The following is a 19,063-nucleotide window of genomic DNA, read 5'->3' as shown; positions in this document are numbered from 1 at the left end:
GGGACTGGAGGTAGGTAGGAAGCTTGTTACTCAAGGCATGTTTGTTGTTGGTGGTTTTAGGATCGTCAAAACTTCAAGTCCTGCGAAGGATTTGGGGATTTTGGTGTTTCTGGGGTCCACTTCTGACGACATGTCGATGGATGTTGCCTGACCGCGCATCCCCGGACAGATCTCGAGAAGCTGGTCTTAAAGATCTGACCTCGAAGTGCACCGGCGTGCCTTCATATGAGGATCAGGTCGAACACGTTGATGGCATCTGGATTTGGATTTGGTTGTAAAAGGTAACCTGATCCGTTGGATAACTGGTGCGGCACACTGAAAGGTGTCCGTATAGCCAGGCTTGGCACCCCTTCGAGCGCAAGCGAGAAGGTAAGGTTTGCCAAGACCAACTCAAAGATGAGCATTGGCAATGAGAACGATCAAGTGAAATAAGGGCAATTGGTGGATGCCTTGGCATGCACAGGCGATGAAGGACGTGATACGCTGCGATAAGCCGTGGGGAGCTGCGAATAAGCTTTGATCCATGGATTTCCGAATGGGGAAACCCACCTTAAATGCTTAGAGAATCCAAGCTGAGTTTAGGCTCAGTTTGGGTTTCTAAGCATTGTGATAAGGTATCTACACCTGAATACATAGGGTGTAAGAAGCGAACCCAGGGAACTGAAACATCTAAGTACCTGGAGGAAAGGACATCAACCGAGACTCCGCAAGTAGTGGCGAGCGAACGCGGACCAGGCCAGTGGCCTTGGGGAATAAAGTGGAACGGAATGGAAAGTCCGGCCGTAGCGGGTGATAGCCCCGTACATGTAGAACACCCAAGGTCCTTGAGTAAGGCGGGACACGTGAAATCCTGTTTGAAATTAGGGGGACCACCCTCTAAGCCTAAGTACTCGTGCATGACCGATAGCGAACAAGTACCGTGAGGGAAAGGTGAAAAGCACCCCGACAAGGGGAGTGAAATAGAACCTGAAACCGGTTGCCTACAAACAGTCGGAGCCCGCAAGGGTGACGGCGTACCTTTTGTATAATGGGTCAACGACTTAGTGTGACGAGCAAGCTTAAGCCGATAGGTGAAGGCGCAGCGAAAGCGAGTCTGAATAGGGCGTTCAGTTCGTCGCATTAGACCCGAAACCGAGTGATCTAGCCATGAGCAGGTTGAAGGTTGGGTAACACCAACTGGAGGACCGAACCCGCATCTGTTGCAATAGATTGGGATGACTTGTGGCTAGGGGTGAAAGGCCAATCAAACTCGGAAATAGCTGGTTCTCCGCGAAAACTATTTAGGTAGTGCGTCGACCGAATACCCTCGGGGGTAGAGCACTGGATGGGCTATGGGGACTCACCGTCTTACTGATCCTAACCAAACTCCGAATACCGAGGAGTACTAGTCGGCAGACACACGGCGGGTGCTAACGTCCGTCGTGAAGAGGGCAACAACCCTGACCTCCAGCTAAGGTCCCCAAGTCATGGCTAAGTGGGAAAGGATGTGAGGATCCCAAAACAACCAGGATGTTGGCTTAGAAGCAGCCATCATTTAAAGAAAGCGTAACAGCTCACTGGTCTAAATAAGGGTCTTTGCGCCGAAAATGTAACGGGGCTAAAGCCATGCACCGAAGCTGAGGATTGTAGCAACCTTCGGGTTGCCGCAGTGGTAGCGGAGCGTTCCGTAAGCCTGTGAAGGGATACCTGTGAGGGGTCCTGGAGGTATCGGAAGTGCGAATGTTGACATGAGTAACGATAAAGGGGGTGAGAGACCCCCTCGCCGAAAGACCAAGGGTTCCTGCTTAAAGTTAATCTGAGCAGGGTTAGCCGGCCCCTAAGATGAGGCAGAAATGCGTAGTCGATGGGAACCACGTTAATATTCGTGGGCCTGGTGGTAGTGACGGATTGCGTAACTTGTTTGCTCTTATTGGATTGAGTGGGCGAGGAAGCGGTTCCAGGAAATAGCTCCACCGTATAGACCGTACCCGAAACCGACACAGGTGGTCAGGTAGAGTATACCAAGGCGCTTGAGAGAACTATGCTGAAGGAACTCGGCAAATTGCACGCGTAACTTCGGAAGAAGCGTGACCTCTTCGTACGCAAGTATGGAGGGGTGGCACAGACCAGGGGGTAGCGACTGTTTATCAAAAACACAGGGCTCTGCGAAGTTGCAAAACGACGTATAGGGCCTGACGCCTGCCCGGTGCTGGAAGGTTAAAGGGAGAGGTGCAAGCTTTGAACTGAAGCCCCAGTAAACGGCGGCCGTAACTATAACGGTCCTAAGGTAGCGAAATTCCTTGTCGGGTAAGTTCCGACCTGCACGAATGGCGTAACGACTTCCCCGCTGTCTCCAGCATAGACTCAGTGAAATTGAATTCCCCGTGAAGATGCGGGGTTCCTGCGGTCAGACGGAAAGACCCCGTGCACCTTTACTATAGCTTTACACTGGCATTCGTGTCGGCATGTGTAGGATAGGTGGTAGGCTTTGAAGCGGGGACGCCAGTTCTCGTGGAGCCATCCTTGAAATACCACCCTTATCGTCATGGATGTCTAACCGCGGTCCGTTATCCGGATCCGGGACAGTGTATGGTGGGTAGTTTGACTGGGGCGGTCGCCTCCGAAAGAGTAACGGAGGCGCGCGATGGTGGGCTCAGAACGGTCGGAAATCGTTCGTCGAGTGCAATGGCATAAGCCCGCCTGACTGCGAGACTGACAAGTCGAGCAGAGACGAAAGTCGGTCATAGTGATCCGGTGGTCCCGTGTGGAAGGGCCATCGCTCAACGGATAAAAGGTACGCCGGGGATAACAGGCTGATGACCCCCAAGAGTCCATATCGACGGGGTTGTTTGGCACCTCGATGTCGGCTCATCGCATCCTGGGGCTGGAGCAGGTCCCAAGGGTTTGGCTGTTCGCCAATTAAAGCGGTACGTGAGCTGGGTTCAGAACGTCGTGAGACAGTTCGGTCCCTATCTGCCGTGGGTGTAGGAATATTGACAGGATCTGTCCCTAGTACGAGAGGACCGGGATGGACATATCTCTGGTGGACCTGTTGTGGCGCCAGCCGCATAGCAGGGTAGCTATATATGGAATGGATAACCGCTGAAGGCATCTAAGCGGGAAACCAACCTGAAAACGAGTATTCCCTTGAGAACCGTGGAAGACTACCACGTTGATAGGCCGGGTGTGGAAGTGCAGCAATGCATGAAGCTTACCGGTACTAATCGTTCGATTGGCTTGATTGTTCTCATTGCTTATGTTCATCGAAGATGAACTTAAGCCATCTGTTTTGTCCTCACGCTGTCGCCGCAAGGCGGCTGCGCTGCGGACGGCGCGCCAAACGATTGGCGACGCGCTCTGCGCTTGCGGTCTTCGACCGGAAGAAGAGCAACAAAACGTGTTCAAAGACTAAAAAGGAGAGAGGCAACGCCTCCCTCGCCAGCTTCTCATTTGGTTTTGCTCCGTCGCCGGAGCAATTCTTGCCCTTAGTTGACCTGGTGGTTATTGCGGGGTGGCTGCACCCGTTCCCATTCCGAACACGGCCGTGAAACGCCCCTGCGCCAATGGTACTCCGTCTTAAGACGCGGGAGAGTAGGTCGCTGCCAGGTCTATTAATGGCAAGAATTATACCAAATACACTATCTTCTCAGAACAAAACCCGGCCAAAGCCGAACAGCAGGCCGCCCTCAAGCGGCCTTTTTGCTTCGGTATAATGCCGGAAAATATACAAACCGGCTGTCTTTCGATCGAAAAACAGCCGGTTCCGCTAAAGGCCTCTGCCTGATACGGAACATCAAGGCGACAAATTCTGCGAATTTGCGCTGAAATGAACAAGGGAAGGCAAATACAGCCCAACCTGTAAGCGACAAACCTTCGGTTTGCGCTATTGACGAAAACCGCCAGAAGGCGGTTTCCTTGTCGCGATATTCGGCTTCGCCGAATACGCTGGTAACGCGACAAATCCTAACGGATTTGCACGGTTCCGACATTCGGCTAAAGCCGAATGCAGAGATAACGCGGGGTGGAGCAGCCCGGTAGCTCGTCAGGCTCATAACCTGAAGGCCGCAGGTTCAAATCCTGCCCCCGCAACCAAACTTAAAACCAAAAAAACACCCAAAAGCCCGCGATCCGGAAACGGATGCGGGCTTTTCCACGTTCAAAGGGGGATGGAAAAGCGGGACGGCAAGCGGCAGGAGCAAAGGCTACCTCAAGCCGTTGAACACGCATAACGCCCCGCACCCGTCTCTCCGTCAACACCCGATAAGCTAACACCATAACCCCACAAATGACGGACATGCACAAGCGTGGCATCGCGGCTGGTTTCCTCCAGCAGCACGCCGTTCTTGATCCGGTGCTGTAAGCGTAGCTGCCGGTCGCCGAGAAGGTCAACATCGACAACCTGGATGTCCTGCTGGTTGGCGGCAACATCGTAGCTTGCAGCCAGCGCCTTGCGGATTTCGGCATAACCTCGCTCGTTATGGATTGAGGCGACCTCGCAATATTTGTTGTCCGCCTCGTCGGTCAGCTGGAATAGCCTGAATTTGCGGATCAGCGCCGGGCTTAGATATTGCAGGATGAAGGATTCGTCGCGGTGATTGGCCCAGGCATCCAGCAGGGTCTCGCGCCACGCGCCGCTGCCGGCAATGTCCGGAAACCAGTCTCGGTCCTCCGCTGTCGGTTCATTGCAGATCCGCGCAATGTCCTGCATCATCGCAAATCCAAGCGCATAGGGATTGATCCCGGAATAGCGCGGATCGTCAAAGGACGGCTGGAAAACCACGCTGGAATGGCTGTGGAGCATTTCCAGCATTGAGCCTTCGCTGATCTTGCCCTGATCGAACAGCCTGTTCATGATGGTATAATGCACGAAGGTTGCACATCCCTCATTCATCACTTTGGTCTGCCGCTGCGGATAGAAATACTGGGCGATTACCCGCACGATACGCAGCAGCTCCCGCTGCCACGGTTCCAGGATCAGGCTGTTTTTCTCCAGAAAATAGAGAAGATTTTCCTCCGGAAGATTAAGAACCTTCTTTCGTTCCAAGGCGTCGCGTTCGGCCTCTTCCGGGTCAGGCCGGCCGGTGGCACGCGGAAGGGTCCGCCACAGATCGCTATAGGTCTGCTCCTCGTATTCCAGTCTTTCCCGGGCTCGCTCCTGTTCCTTCTTCGATGACAGGCGCGGCGGTCGGCGGTAGCGGAACACGCCCTGATCCATCAGGGCATGGGCGGAATCGAGAATGGCCTCGACGGCCGCCGTACCATGGCGCTCTTCGCACTTGGTTATGTATTTCTTGGAGAACTCCATATAATCGAGGATGGCGCCGGCATCGGTCCATTGCTTGAACAGATAGTTGTTCTTGAAAAAGTGATTGTGGCCGAAGGCCGCATGGGCGGTCACCAAGGTCTGCATGGCCATGGTGTTTTCCTCCATCAGATAGGTGATGCAGGGATTGGAGTTGATCACCAGCTCATAGGCAAGGCCGTGATGGCCCTTGCGGTAGCCGTTTTCCTCGTAGACGAAGCGTTTGCCGAAAGACCAATGCTGGTACATCAGCGGCATGCCGACGGACGAGTAGGCGTCGAGCATCTGTTCTGAGGAGATGATTTCGAGCTGGTTGGGACAGACGTCGAGCCCGAGTTCATCGATCGCGATTTTCTCGATCGCGTCATAGGCGTGCGACAACGTCTTGAAGTTCCAGTCGGAACTGTGGAACAGCAGTTTTGCGCCAGCGTTCTTTGCCATGCCGGGCTCCGTTCAGCTGCGAAATTGCAGGGTTGGCTGCCTGGCGAAGAGCTTTCGGAAGACAGGGTAGATGTCGGATGGCCGGGCGATCCGGGTCATCTGGAAATTCGGCCATTCGCCATCAACGGTGCGATAGGCGCGCCAGAGCGAGGTACCGTTGTCAGTCGAGCCAAAAATTTCGCTCTCGCGCTCGTCGATGATTTCGACATAGGCGTAATACTGGCAAAGCCGCATCAGCTCGGATGTCAGAAGCGAGGCGCAGCGTTCCGAATCGCGGGAGACATTGTCGCCATCGGATGCCTGGGCGGCATAGATGTTCCATTCCTTTGCGGGGTAGCGCTTCTGAATGATCCGCAGCATTTCCTCCAGCGCCGTTGAGACCACGGTGCCACCACTCTGGGTACTGTAGAAGAAGGTATTTTCATCGACTTCCCCCGCCTCGTCGGTGTGACGGATGAAGACGATGTCGATCCGGTCGTAGCGGCGTTTCAAAAAGAGATGCAGCAGGACGAAGAAGCGCTTGGCAAGGTCCTTTTCCCGCTCGCCCATCGAACTGGAGACATCCATCAGGCAGAACATCACCGCATTGGCATTGGGCAGCGGCTGGCGCTCGAACCGGTTGAAACGGATATCGACGGGGTCGACATAGGGGATGCGTCGGCGTCGGCGTTCCAGCAGGTCAAGTTGTGCCCGCAAGGCGGCCAGATGCTGGCGCTGGACAAGGTCGGGATCCGCTTGCGCCGCGAGCTCTTCAATTTGCTGCGCCAACGCCTCCAGTGTTTTCCGCTTGGGCCGCTGCAAGGCGATGCGGCGTCCGTAGCTGTTGCGCATGGTGCGGCTGACATTGATATTGGTTGGAGAACCGCTGGTGGCAAAGCCTGCACGGCGCGGTTTGAAGGCGACGGCTTCCTTTAGGCTGAGCTTGATCATGTCGGGAAGTTCGAGATCCTCGAAAAACAGTTCGAGCACTTCCTCGCGCGACAAAAGGAACTGGAAATCGTCCTCGTTCTCGCCTTTTCCGGCAGCAGAACCAGAGCCGCCGCCGCCCTGTGGTTTGTCGATGCGATCTCCCGGCATGTAGTCCCGGTTGCCCGGCAAAACATATTGCCGGTCGCCGCTGCCGCGGGCGGGCTGGAAGGTCGGCTCGCTGGCGCCGCGCGCAGGCATCGGGACAGCGTGGCCGGAATCCACGTCCGCAATCCGATCGGTCTTGACGCGGTCCTTTATGAAGCGCTTCAGCTCCTCGCGGGCCCGTTTCAGGAAGCGCTGGCGGTTCCCGAGGCTCTTATCCTTCGGGTTGAGACGGCGGTCGATGAAATTCGGCATTGGCTACCCCTGGACATCGCTATGTCTCACCCCGCTTTGTTGACGCGCATGTACCATTCAACCAGCCTGCGCACCTGCCGTTCGGTATATCCTCGCTCGATCATGCGATGGACGAATTCGGCATGCTGTTTTTCGCTGGCGCTGTCCTTTTTGGAGCCGAAGCTGATGACCGGCAGCAAATCCTCTACCTGGCCGAACATCTTTTTCTCGATCACTTCACGCAGTTTTTCATAGCTCATCCAGGACGGATTGCGGCCGTTGTTCTTGGCGCGGGCCCGCAAGGTGAACTTGACAACCTCATTGCGGAAATCCTTCGGATTGGCGATGCCGGCCGGTTTTTCGATCTGCGACAATTCGTTGTCGAGGATTGTCCGGTTGAGGTTTTGCCCGGTATCCGGATCCTTGAAGTCCTGATCCTCGAGCCAGGCGTCGGCATAGGCGATATAGCGATCGAACAGGTTCTGGCCGTATTCGCTGTAGGATTCCAGATAAGCCTTCTGGATCTCATGGCCGATGAACTCGGCATAACGGGTGGCTAGTTCCGACTTGATAAAATTGAGATAGGCAGCCTCGGTTTCCTTGGGGAACTGCTCGCGCTTGATTGCCTGTTCGATGACATACATCAGATGCACCGGATCGGCAGCGATCTCCTTGCTGTCGTAGTTGAAGGTCTCCGACAACACCTTGAAGGCGAAGCGTGTGCTGACCCCGTTCATGCCCTCATCGACACCGGCGGCATCGCGATATTCCTGAACAGACTTCGCCTTGGGATCGACGTCCTTCAAGTTCTCGCCGTCATAGACCCGCATCTTGGTATAAAGCGGCGAGTTTTCATGCGGGGTAAGCCGTGTCGAAACGGTGAAGCGGCTCAGGCTTTCCAGAACCTCCGGCGCGCAAGGGTTCTTGGCAAGCTCGCTTTCACGCAGCAGCTTGTCGTAGATCTGCCGCTCTTCGGTAACGCGCAGGCAGTAGGGCACCTTGACCACCAGGATGCGGTCGAGGAAGGCCTCGTTGTTGCGGTTGTTCTTGAACTGCAGCCACTCGGATTCGTTCGAGTGGGCAACGACAATGCCCTGATAGGGGAAAGCGCCGAAATTTTCCGTGCCGTTGTAGTTGCCTTCCTGTGTCGCGGTCAAAAGCGGGTGCAGGACCTTGATCGGTGCCTTGAACATCTCGACGAATTCGAGCAGACCTTGCGTCGTGCGGTTCAAACCGCCGCTATAGGAATAGGCGTCGGGGTCGGCCTGGCTGAAGTTTTCGAGCTGGCGGATATCGACCTTGCCGACCAGCGAGGAGACGTCCTGATTGTTTTCATCGCCAGGCTCGGTCTTGGCGATGCCGATCTGGCGCAGGCGCGACGGCATCAGCTTGACGACGCTGAACTTTGAGATATCGCCACCAACTTCGTCAAGGCGCTTGGTCGCCCAAGGCGAAATCATGCCGGTCAGGCGACGTCTTGCAATCCCGTATTTATCTTCGAGAAGGTCGGCCATGCGCTCAGGGTGGAAGAGGCCGAGGGGAGATTCAAACACCGGGCTGATCTGGCCACCGACCATCAATGTATAGATCGGCCGCAACTCCATCAGTTTCTTCAGCCTTTCGGCCAGCGAGGATTTACCGCCACCGACCGGACCGAGCAGATAAAGGATCTGCTTGCGCTCTTCGAGGCCCTGCGCGGCATAGCGGAAATAGCCGACGATCCGTTCGATCGTGTCTTCCATTCCGTAGAAATCGGCGAATGCCGGATAGATCTTGATGGTTCGGTTGGAGAAGATCCGGCCGAGGCGCTCGTCGGCACTGGTCTCGACGAAATTGGGCTCTCCAATGGCGGCGACCATGCGCTCCTGTGCGGTGGCGTACATGCTTTTATCGTCGCGGCACGCAAACAGATATTCCTGGAGACTGATCTCCTCCTGCGCTGTGCTGGTATAGATCTCCGAAAAAAGGTCGAAGACATCGGACTGGGTGTTTTGCATTATGCTCTCCCGCGGCCGGTTCGTTGAGACGGGATCGCTGCCTATCGGCTCGCTCAACGAGATGAACGTTTCCTTGCTCTCGAAAGTTCCTTCAAATAATTGTTACTGCTGAGAATCTCATAACGAAGATGGCCGCACCATTTGGGCGGGACCGACGGATCCTGGATCCTTGTCGAAGGGCGCACCGGTGATCGCGCACCTCGCTCAAATCCGAATCACCGTCTTTGATGATCGTTCCGAATTCTTCCCGTTCAGCGTAACACAATAGTGCCGACAACCATCATGCCATCCGCAATGTTCACAACTTTCGGGGAAGTGTCTTGTATTTCACACCCGGTTGATATTTTTCGGCTCGATCAAACAGGGCTAGGCAACAGGTTGCCGGAGGCGCTCCAGCTGCCATCGGGCATTTTTGACAGTAACGGCGTGGGGAAAACCCCGGCGGTTATCTGCGGCCAGCGGACGTCCAGAGCCGTCAATCGGTCTACCCATCGACGGGATTGCAGCATGGCGGCGCCGATGGCTACCGGTTCAACGCCGGCTATCGTCAGAAGGGAAAGGCCGGCGACGATGGATGTGCCGCTGGAAATGACGTCATCAATGAGAACGACGCGGCGGTTTTCCAGAAGCGGCAGCATGCGCGGATCGATATAGAGCCGCTTTGTCTGGTCCGGAGTGGTGATCGAGGACATCGGCACCGATAGCTCGGCCTGGTACCAGAATTTTGGCGAGGTTCCGAGCGGAACATAACGGCTGTGGCCGAGCGCTCTAGCAACGGCACTGGCGAGCGTTAGGCCGAGGGTCGGCAGGCCGACGATGACGTCGGGTTGGAACGGTTTCAGCTTTTCGGCAAGCTGAGCCGCTAGTACATTCTGCACCGCAAAGCTTGCCTGATTGACGATCAGCGATGCCAGAGCATGGGTGCCATCGGACAGCGGGCGGATCGGCAGGCGGAGTTGACGCCCGTCCGTCAGGGTGGCCGGATAAAAATCCCGGTGGGTTTTGTCCGGATCGAACGTGTTTGCGGGATGGATTTCCTGCCAGAAGTCATGCGGCTGCACGGCGTCTTCCTTTGAGCCAAACTGTGAGGGAGGTGTTCGGTTTTCTGTGGTTTTGCTCTATACCGGAAGAACGTCCAGGGGAAGTCTGTGGAGCCCCGACACACAACAGACCACCACGATCCAAGGAATTGCCTGCCGATGCGCCTGTCCGAAATTCTGACTGCCGACCTGCCTTTCCTCACCGCGTTGCGCCGCGATCTGCACGCACATCCGGAACTCGGCTTCGAGGAAGAACGTACCAGCGCTATCGTCGCCGGCCTTTTGGAGAAGGCCGGAATCGCCGTGACGCGCGGACTGGGCGGCACCGGCGTGGTTGGAACGTTGCAAATCGGCAATGGCACTCGCAGCATCGGCCTTCGCGCCGACATGGATGCACTGGCGATGCCGGAAACGGCGGAGCGTCCCTACAAGTCCACGGTCGATGGCAAGATGCATGCCTGTGGCCATGATGGTCACACGACCCTTTTGCTGGGAGCTGCGCGCTATCTGGCGGAAACCCGCAATTTCTCCGGTACCGTACATTTCATCTTCCAGCCGGCGGAAGAGGGCCGTGGCGGCGCCCGGCGCATGGTCGAGGATGGGCTGTTCAAGCGATTTCCCTGCGATGCAGTTTACGGCCTGCACAATATGCCGGGCCTCGATATTGATGAGATGGCCGTGGTTGCCGGGCCGCAGCTCGCCTCCTCCGATAGTTGGCGCGTGACGTTTCGCGGCACCGGTACCCATGGCGCCAAGCCGCATCTGGGCAAGGACCCGATCACGGCGGCCGGAACTTTTCTTGCCGCGCTGCAGACGATTGTCGGCCGGGTGGTCGATCCGCTGCAGCCGGCTGTGGTCAGTGCCTGTTCGGTGCAGGCGGGCAATCCACAGGCGCTCAATGTCATTCCGGATATTGTCGAGATTGGTGGCACCGCGCGGGCCTATTCGCCGGCAGTGCGCGATCAGCTGGAAACCGAAATCGGCCGTCTGGCTAGCGGCACCGCAGCAATGTACGGCATTGCAGCCGACTACGGGTTCGAGCGCCGTATCCCGCCTGTCGTCAATGATGCCAATGCCACGGCGCGCGCGTTGAAGGCTGCCAGCACTGTTTTTGGCGACAAGCTTAGAACCGTGTTTCCACCATCGACTGCCGGTGACGATTTCGCCTATTTTGCCGGCGAAGCTCCGGGCTGTTATGTCTGGCTCGGCAACGGGCCCGCCGTCGATGGCGCCCTGCACCACAACACCGCCTATGATTTCAACGACGCGGCGATCGGCCCGGGTGTTGCATTCTGGACAATGCTGGTCGAACAGGAACTGGCGCCCGCCTGAGCCTTTATGTTCCGCTGGTCATTCGCAGGCCCGATAACGCGACGAAGCGTATTCTTTCGGTCTGACAAATGGTTCGTGTTTGGATAGATGACACCCGGTGTCGACATCAGGTCTGCCGGGCGTGTCCGGAGCTATGAACTTCCATCGCTGTAAAAAGGCGAGTGGCAAGCCCGGACCTGCTGCGGCCAGTTCATGACTGGTCAGCGTGTTGACCATCTCCGACAGCGTCTTGCGCAAAAAAAGCAATTCCCGCTCAATTCAGATTTGCGGTTTAGCCGAGAGCCTCGACCCGACGGCGCCGCTGCTGCTTGCCAACGGCGCAATCCTTTGATCTTGCCCATTCTTTCCGATTGAACCGGCTCCGCTTGTTTATGCCGGGTCGGCGCGTGGGCTGCATGGAGCAATAAGATCAAGGAAAGCTTTGATCAATCAACATTATGTATCCAACTGTAGGGTGATATGTATTTATTGCTCAACACTATGGACATGATTGTTCACATTCATTAGCGTCCACCTCACGTCTTTCTGATGGCTTTTGTGGGCTGGTCTTTTCCAGTTGGCGGATGCCGTCATCATGCGCGTTTCACCACGGCAGTCTGCCGCTTCATTCACCCCATGGCGCAAGAGCAGCCGGAGGCCCTGACATGACGATGCCGATGACTGATCGCCAAATGCTGATTTCGGTCGAAGACCTGACGGTCAATTTTGGCGTGAACCGTGTGGTGGAAAACCTTTCTTTCTCTGTCGCGCCCGGCAAGACCGTGGCGGTCGTCGGTGAATCCGGTTCCGGTAAATCCGTCACGTCGCTGGCGGTCATGCGGCTTGCAGACATGATGGGGGCAACGTTCTCTTCGGGTCGCATCCTGTTTGGCGAAAAGGATCTGCTTCAAACCTCCCAGAAGGCAATGCGGCGCATTCGCGGCAAGGAGATCGCCATGATCTTCCAGGAGCCGATGACCTCGCTCAACCCGGTCTTCACGATCGGCGAACAGATCTGCGAAGTTTTGCTGCTGCACGAAGCCATGACCAAATCCGCTGCGATGGCAGAGGCGCGGCGCCTTCTGGATATGGTTCGCCTGCCCGATTCCGAACAGCTTCTGAAGCGTTACCCGCATCAGCTTTCCGGTGGCATGCGCCAGCGCGTGATGATCGCCATGGCGCTGGCCTGCCGGCCAAAACTGCTGATTGCCGACGAGCCGACAACAGCGCTCGACGTGACAATCCAGGCGCAGATCCTCCACATCATGCGGGACCTGCAGCAGGAACTCGGCATGGGCATGATCTTCATCACGCATGACATGGGCGTCGTGGCCGAGATGGCAGATGATGTCGTCGTCATGTGGAAGGGCAAGAAGGTCGAGGAAGGCCCCGTTCGCGAGATTTTCGCCAATCCGCAGCACCCCTATACCCGCACGCTTTTGGCGGCAGTACCTCGCTTGGGCAGCATGACCGGGGAAGTCTTTCCCAAGCGTATGCCCGTTACCGTGCTGCGCGATGGCGCGCCGGTAATTGTCGGCGAGGAGCGCGTGCAGGACACCGCCCGCTATGACGAAAAGCCACTGCTTTCTGTCAAGGACCTTTCCGTCAGCTTCGATATTCGCAAGTCCCTTTTCGGCAAGGTAACGCATCGCCTGAGTGCTGTATCGAAGGTTGCCTTCGACATCTATCCCGGCGAGACGCTCGCGCTTGTGGGCGAATCCGGTTCCGGCAAGTCGACCATCGGCCGGACGATCCAGCAGTTGCAGACTGCGATGACAGGCGACATAGCGTTCAACGGAAAACCGTTTTCATCGATGTCGAAGGCCGAACGTTTTCGCCTGCGCCAGAACGTCCAATATATCTTCCAGGATCCCTTCGCCTCGCTCGATCCACGCAAGACCGTCGGTTTCTCGATCGCCGAACCGATCAATACACATAGCTTGATTTTGGGCACCAAGGCCGTGCGCCGTCGTGTCGACGAACTGCTTGAGCGCGTCGGGCTGACATCGGCCCATGCGGATCGTTATCCTCATGAATTTTCCGGCGGGCAGCGCCAGCGCGTCTGCATCGCGCGCGCGCTCGCCTCCGAGCCGAAGCTGATCATTGCCGACGAAGCGCTATCGGCGCTCGACGTATCGATCCAGGCACAGATCATCAACCTGTTCATGGATCTGCAGGCAGAGCGCGGTCTGGCTTATCTCTTCATCAGTCATGACATGGCGGTGGTCGAGGAAATCAGCCATCGCGTTGCAGTGCTTTATCTGGGCCAGATTATGGAGATGGGCAGCCGTCAGCAGGTGTTCGAGACACCGCGGCACGATTACACCCGCCGCCTTCTCTCCGCCGTTCCCGTCGCCGATCCGAACAGGGAGCGCAAAAGCACCCTCATCACCGGCGACATACCCAATCCGGTTCACCGCGTTGGCGATGAACCAGCCATTCTCGGTCACGAGGAAATTGATCCGGGCCACTTTGTCGCAAAAGTCGCCTGATACCTGCGAAAAATTGCAAGCAACTGAGAGGAACAGCGACATGCAAACAATCAAACGGGGACTGACAGCAACCTTCATGGCACTGGCCTTGTCGGGTGCTGCTTTTTACGCCGGACCGGCCCTTGCCGCCGGCAAGATGACGATTTCCAGCCCGCAGGACCCGGGCAGCTGGGATCCGATCGACACCTTCCTGGTGCAGTGGGCAGCCGTCGCGACCAACATCTTCGACGGACTGACCTATCGTGGCCCCGATCTCAAGCTCGTGCCGGGCCTTGCTGAATCCTGGGAAGAGCTGGACGAGGGCAAGCGTATCCGCTTCAAACTGCGCCAGAACGTCAAGTTCCACGATGGCGAAGCCTTCAATGCCCAGGCGGTGAAGTTTACCTTCGAACGCCTGCTCGGCGAAGAAGGCGCTAAGGGGCCGCAGCGCTCCAATTACACCACCATCGAAAGTGTTGAAGTGATCGACGACTATACCGTCGATATGAAGCTGAAGACGCCCGATCCGGTGTTGCTGACCAAGCTTGCGGGTTATGGCGCGATGATCGTTCCGCCGAAGTACATCCAGGAAAAGGGTGAGGACAATTTCAACGTTAATCCTGTCGGCACAGGCGCGTTCAAGTTCGTGTCTTACACTCCCAAGGTCGATATCAAGCTTGCAGCCAACCCGGATTACTGGGGCGGCGCGCCAAAGCTCTCCGAAGTGGAATATCGTTTCATCACCGAGCCCGCGACGGCTGTTGCCGAGCTTCAGGCCGGCCGTGTCGATCTGGTCATCCCACCGACCATCCCGATCGGCATGATTCCAGTGATCGAAGGTGACGCAAACCTTGCTATCGTCAGCGTTCCGGGACCGACGGTTGATGCCCTGCGCTTCAACACGCGCGACGGTATCACTGCCGATCCCAAGGTGCGCAAGGCGATCATCATGGCCGTCGACCGCGCAACGATCGTCCAGTCGATCCTCGCCGGCCAGGCCTCCGAGATCGTCAGCTTCCAGAGCGCGCTGTCCTTCGGCTACGATGCGGACCTGAAGGCTGTGGCCTATGATCCGGAGGGCGCCAAGGCGCTTCTCGCTGAAGCCGGGATCAAGCCGGGCGCAACCCTGCAGATCGATATCCGTGGCAATGACTCGACGATGAACGAAGTTGCCCAGGTGGTTGCTAGCTACCTGCAGATGGTCGGCATTACCGCGACGATCAAGCCTTACGAGACCAATGTCCTGATCAACGACATCATCCCGCAGGGCAAGACCGGCGCGATGTTCCAGCAGAAGTGGGGTGGCTGGACGTTCGACTACGACAACACAGCCTATGCCATGTATCACTCCGGTGAAAAGTGGAACCCCTACGACAAGGACGAGACGCTGGACAAGCTGCTGGAATCGCAGCGTCCGCTGACGGACCGCGCTGAGCGGGACAAGATCCTCAAGGAAGTCGGCCGCTATGCTGCCGACCGCGCGCTGGAACTGCCGCTCTACAACAGCAACGCCATCTACGGCATCAGCAAGCGGGTGAAGGGCTTCGTTGCTCCTTCGGACAACCGCCTGAAGCTGACCGACGTCACCGTCGAGTAATCTGCAGACCTTTGTGCCGCCCGGCTAACGGGCGGCACGTTTTCCCTTACCTTCAAGGATAATGAACGTGGCCGGTTTCCTTATCAAACGATTGCTGCAGGCGATCTTCGTCGTCTTCACCATCACGCTGGTGGTCTCCTTTGCCATCCGCCTGACTGGCGATCCTGCTCTGATGATGTTTCAGGGCGGTGGCAGCATGACGGAAGAGGACCTGATGCGCATCCGTGCATCACTGGGCACCGACCAGCCGTTCATCATGCAATATCTGAACTTCCTCAAGGGAATGGTGACGCTTGATTTCGGGCGCAGCTTTACCGGGGGAACCTCTGTTTCAATGCTGATCGGAAATGCGCTGCCGGCCACACTGCTGCTCGCGTTCATCTCCATGTTCGTGTCGATCGCGCTGTCCATACCGCTCGGCATCAAGGCCGCGACGGCAAGAGGAAAGGGCGCTGACCAGGCGATCCGCATCCTCTCGCTGATCGGTCTTTCCTTCCCGAACTTCTGGCTCGCCACCATGCTGGTCCTTTTATTTGCAGTGACGCTTGGCTGGCTGCCGCCAAGCGGCATGTCGGGATGGACGAGTTATGTCATGCCCGCAGTGACAATGGGCATCATCCTGACGGCAACCAATGTCCGGCTGGTGCGCACGTCCATGCTGGAAACCCTGCAGTCGCAATATGTCATGGTGGCGCGCGCCAAGGGGCTCAGCGAAACGACGGTGCTCTACAAGCACGCGCTACGAAACTGCGCCATTCCGCTCATCACCTATTTCGGGCTGCAGTTCGGCGGACTTCTCGGCGGCATCGTTGTCGTGGAACGTGTCTTCAACTGGCCGGGCATGGGCACGCTTGCCTTCGATGCGGTGTCAGCCCGCGACTACCCCGTCCTGCAAGCCGTCATCACCGTCCTGTCGCTGATGATCGTCGGCGTCAATCTTTTGGTCGACATTGCCTATGGGCTCGTTGATCCGCGCATTCGTACGGAGTAACCGCCAATGGCCACCAAGACCTCCCGCCTGTCGCGGTTCTACAGCCTCGAGTTCATCCTCGGCGCCTCGTTGACGCTCATCATCTGCCTCGCAGTGCTGCTGTCCGACGTGCTGTTTCCCGGCGGCGCCGAAAAGATCAACCTGATCGCCCGTCTCACCAAGCCGTTTACCACCTTGGCCTACCCCTTGGGCACGGACCCGCTCGGCCGGGATGTGCTGGCGCGGGTGATTGCCGGCGGCAAGATTTCGCTGCTGGTCGGCTTTACGTCGGTGATCGGCGCGGTGATCTTCGGCGTGCTGATGGGCCTGATTGCCGGCTATTATCGCGGCTTCTGGGATATGCTGGTGATGCGCTTTGCCGACCTGCAGCTCGCCATGCCGTTCATCCTGCTCGCGATCACCTTCATCGCCATCGTTGGCGGCAGTCTGACCAATACCATCATCCTGCTGATCGTTTCGCAATGGGTGCAATATGCGCGGGTGGTGCGCGGCTCGGTGCTGACGCTGCGCGAGCGGGAATTCATTCTTTCTGCCCGCGCCATCGGCGTGAAGGACTGGCGTATCATCTTTCAGCATCTGCTGCCGAACCTGATCGGACCGGTCATCGTTCTCATGACCCTCAACGTTGCCAACAACATCCTTCTGGAAAGCAGCCTGACCTTCCTCGGTCTCGGCGTCGATCCGACCATTCCGAGCTGGGGCGGCATGCTGGCCGATGGCCGCACCTATCTCCAGACTGCCTGGTGGGTCAGCGTCTTTCCGGGCCTTGCGATCCTTCTGACCGTGCTTGGCCTCAACCTTCTCGGCGACTGGCTGCGCGACAGCCTTGATCCAACTGGTAGAACTTCGAGGTAATCCGATGAACGTGATTTTACAGAAATCCTTTGAACGTACACTCGATCAACTGTCGGCGCGCGCCGTTCCGGGCGACCGTTTCGAGGCGTGGACCTTCGACGACCGCGAAAGCCGCGCAGTGGTGGAGCGCAAGCTGGCCGAACAAGGCATCACGGCCCGCATCCGCAGCGCCTACAAGCCGTTGCTCGCATTTTTTCTCGAAGAGGTTGATCTTAACGGCATCGAAGCTATCGAAATCCGCTATCCGGTCCATGCCGCAGCATCCGAGAACCGCTTCAGGCTTGAGACCTATCCGCTGGCAGCGCTTGTCGGTGACGCAAAGACTACTTTTATCCCACGTGCCGACGATGGGTTCTTCTACGACGTGATGCTGACGGGTGCCGGCACCGCGCAATCCTTTACCGTGCTTGCGCCGAACAGGGTTCATCAGGACCGTGTCGGGCAGACCAATCTCTCACCGACCGGTTGGCTGCGTCGCGCAGGTGAAACGTCAGGCGAACGGCTGGAAACGGACTATGAGGCCGTGTTCGAGGCTGCCATCTCCGCGATCGCCGATTACGACTGGGGCCAGGTCGAGCCCTATTTCGAAGAGCTGAACATCCGCATCGGCCATCCGGCTAGCGACGAGCCGCTGGCGATTGGCGATGAGGTGGTCAGCCTGCGTGAAGCGCTTCATGAGGACCTGTATTTCTCGCTTCTCGAGTTTTTCCAGAAGAAGTCCGCCCGCCCGCTGGGGGATCGTGGTCTGAAGCCCGGAATGATCGTGCCGGAAGTCGTGAAGGCCGACGGCGCCATCACGCTCGATATAGCCACCCGCGTTTTGTCGACCGCTTTTCTGGACGGTGCCGAGCAGGCGATCGATGTGGCCCGCGAACCGCTGGCCGCAGCCCAGGTGACGGCACAGCTGGAAGCGATCGGCGGGGAAAGCTTTGCCGCTCGCACCCGATCCGGCCGCATAGTTTCAGCGCGCTATATCGCCGGCAGCGATGCTCCGGTGATGGTCAGCGGCGGGCAGCATCCAAACGAGACCACGGGCATCGTCGGTGCCCTGCGCGCTGCAGCCAAGCTTACAGGGCGCCAGGGCGCGCATTTCACCGTTTCGCCGCTTGAGAATCCGGATGGTTATGCTGTGCACCAGCGCTTGCGCCGTGACAACCCGCGTCACATGCATCACGCCGCCCGTTATACCGCGCTTGGCGACGATCTCGAATATCGTACACATGAAAACTCCGCCGGGCACGTCAACGAAAAGGAAATCCGCTTCAAGGCGCAGGAGTTGAGCAGTGCACAGCTGCATGTGAACCTGCATGGCTATCCCGCGCATGAGTGGGCCCGGCCGCTGTCGGGTTATGTGCCGCGTGGTTTTGCCGCCTGGACGCTGCCCAAAGGCTTTTTCCTCATCGTGCGCCATCATGCTGGTTGGGAAAGCCAGTCGGAAACGTTGCTCGACCGGGTGACGCGGCATCTCGGCGAGATACCCGGGCTTCTGGCGTATAATGACAGGCAGATCGCACTCTACGAGATCCATGCCGGTGAAACCGGTTTCCGCATCATCAACGGCTTCCCCTGCCTCATTTCGGTGGATGATCGCCATACCGTGCCGATGACCCTGATCACCGAATATCCGGACGAGACCATCTACGGCGAAGAGTTTGTCGCGGGTCACACGGCTCAGATGGAACTGGTTCTCTCCGCCTATGCGGCGTGGCAGGAAATCGTGCCGGTCAGCTGATTCCTTCCAACGGTTAAACATGGCAGGTCATCGGGGATGACC

The 19,063-nt window shown here is 57.4% G+C and carries 10 protein-coding genes, 1 tRNA gene and 2 rRNA genes; 9 read left to right on the top strand and 4 right to left on the bottom strand.

The features are described 5' to 3' along the window. The first annotated feature begins 417 nt into the window (after positions 1 to 417). The 3 genes from ACQY8Q_RS09775 (at position 418) to ACQY8Q_RS09765 (ending at position 4,071) form a co-directional block, all read left to right on the top strand. Positions 418 to 3,224: ribosomal RNA gene (locus tag ACQY8Q_RS09775) — 23S ribosomal RNA — on the top strand. A gap of 248 nt (positions 3,225 to 3,472) precedes the next feature. After that, positions 3,473 to 3,587: ribosomal RNA gene (gene rrf / locus ACQY8Q_RS09770) — 5S ribosomal RNA — on the top strand. Positions 3,588 to 3,994: 407 nt separating this feature from the next. Further along, positions 3,995 to 4,071: transfer RNA gene (locus ACQY8Q_RS09765), tRNA-Met, on the top strand. A 115-nt stretch (positions 4,072 to 4,186) separates the two neighbouring features. Here ACQY8Q_RS09765 and ACQY8Q_RS09760 read toward each other — a convergent pair. The 4 genes from ACQY8Q_RS09760 to ACQY8Q_RS09745 form a co-directional block, all read right to left on the bottom strand. Continuing rightward, positions 4,187 to 5,722, bottom strand: coding sequence for a SpoVR family protein (locus ACQY8Q_RS09760; RefSeq protein ID WP_428426403.1), 1,536 nt, complete (start codon positions 5,720 to 5,722; stop codon positions 4,187 to 4,189). 12 nt (positions 5,723 to 5,734) lie between these two features. Continuing rightward, positions 5,735 to 7,048, bottom strand: a complete 1,314-nt coding sequence (locus ACQY8Q_RS09755; protein ID WP_428426402.1) for a YeaH/YhbH family protein — start codon at positions 7,046 to 7,048, stop codon at positions 5,735 to 5,737. A gap of 26 nt (positions 7,049 to 7,074) precedes the next feature. Beyond that, positions 7,075 to 9,024: a PrkA family serine protein kinase gene (locus ACQY8Q_RS09750; RefSeq protein WP_113247280.1), complete on the bottom strand. Its 1,950-nt coding sequence runs from the start codon at positions 9,022 to 9,024 to the stop codon at positions 7,075 to 7,077. A gap of 356 nt (positions 9,025 to 9,380) precedes the next feature. Beyond that, positions 9,381 to 10,085, bottom strand: coding sequence for a phosphoribosyltransferase (locus ACQY8Q_RS09745; RefSeq protein ID WP_428426401.1), 705 nt, complete (start codon positions 10,083 to 10,085; stop codon positions 9,381 to 9,383). A 138-nt stretch (positions 10,086 to 10,223) separates the two neighbouring features. Between ACQY8Q_RS09745 and ACQY8Q_RS09740 the strand changes: the two genes are divergently transcribed. The 6 genes from ACQY8Q_RS09740 to ACQY8Q_RS09715 all read left to right on the top strand — a co-directional run bounded on the left by ACQY8Q_RS09740 (position 10,224) and on the right by ACQY8Q_RS09715 (position 19,021). Further along, entirely contained in the window at positions 10,224 to 11,396 is a 1,173-nt protein-coding gene (locus tag ACQY8Q_RS09740; protein WP_428426400.1) for a M20 aminoacylase family protein, read from the top strand. A gap of 650 nt (positions 11,397 to 12,046) precedes the next feature. Further along, positions 12,047 to 13,867 (top strand): ABC transporter ATP-binding protein, encoded by a 1,821-nt coding sequence (locus ACQY8Q_RS09735; RefSeq protein ID WP_428429737.1) that lies wholly within the window; start codon positions 12,047 to 12,049, stop codon positions 13,865 to 13,867. A 40-nt stretch (positions 13,868 to 13,907) separates the two neighbouring features. Further along, positions 13,908 to 15,443 (top strand): ABC transporter substrate-binding protein, encoded by a 1,536-nt coding sequence (locus ACQY8Q_RS09730; protein ID WP_428426399.1) that lies wholly within the window; start codon positions 13,908 to 13,910, stop codon positions 15,441 to 15,443. 67 nt (positions 15,444 to 15,510) lie between these two features. Further along, on the top strand, positions 15,511 to 16,434 hold the full coding sequence (locus tag ACQY8Q_RS09725) for an ABC transporter permease (protein WP_428426398.1): 924 nt from the start codon (positions 15,511 to 15,513) through the stop codon (positions 16,432 to 16,434). 6 nt (positions 16,435 to 16,440) lie between these two features. Then, complete coding sequence (locus ACQY8Q_RS09720; RefSeq protein ID WP_428426397.1) at positions 16,441 to 17,289, top strand: ABC transporter permease; 849 nt, start codon at positions 16,441 to 16,443, stop codon at positions 17,287 to 17,289. Between the two features lie 4 nt (positions 17,290 to 17,293). Continuing rightward, positions 17,294 to 19,021, top strand: coding sequence for a M14 family metallopeptidase (locus ACQY8Q_RS09715; RefSeq protein ID WP_428426396.1), 1,728 nt, complete (start codon positions 17,294 to 17,296; stop codon positions 19,019 to 19,021). The last annotated feature ends 42 nt before the right edge of the window (positions 19,022 to 19,063 follow it).

The sequence above is a fragment of the Pararhizobium sp. genome (genome assembly GCF_965279435.1).
In the GTDB taxonomy this organism is placed as follows: domain Bacteria; phylum Pseudomonadota; class Alphaproteobacteria; order Rhizobiales; family Rhizobiaceae; genus Pararhizobium.
Note: the sequence above shows the minus strand (reverse complement) of the source record. Positions and strands in the feature narration are given on the sequence as shown.

Coding starts and splice junctions, on each gene's coding strand:
- ACQY8Q_RS09720 (WP_428426397.1), top strand. CDS start 16,441: ATGGCCACCAAGACCTCCCGCCTGTCGCGGTTCTACAGCCTCGAGTTC.
- ACQY8Q_RS09750 (WP_113247280.1), bottom strand. CDS start 9,024: ATGCAAAACACCCAGTCCGATGTCTTCGACCTTTTTTCGGAGATCTAT.
- ACQY8Q_RS09715 (WP_428426396.1), top strand. CDS start 17,294: ATGAACGTGATTTTACAGAAATCCTTTGAACGTACACTCGATCAACTG.
- ACQY8Q_RS09730 (WP_428426399.1), top strand. CDS start 13,908: ATGCAAACAATCAAACGGGGACTGACAGCAACCTTCATGGCACTGGCC.
- ACQY8Q_RS09735 (WP_428429737.1), top strand. CDS start 12,047: ATGCCGATGACTGATCGCCAAATGCTGATTTCGGTCGAAGACCTGACG.
- ACQY8Q_RS09760 (WP_428426403.1), bottom strand. CDS start 5,722: ATGGCAAAGAACGCTGGCGCAAAACTGCTGTTCCACAGTTCCGACTGG.
- ACQY8Q_RS09740 (WP_428426400.1), top strand. CDS start 10,224: ATGCGCCTGTCCGAAATTCTGACTGCCGACCTGCCTTTCCTCACCGCG.
- ACQY8Q_RS09755 (WP_428426402.1), bottom strand. CDS start 7,048: ATGCCGAATTTCATCGACCGCCGTCTCAACCCGAAGGATAAGAGCCTC.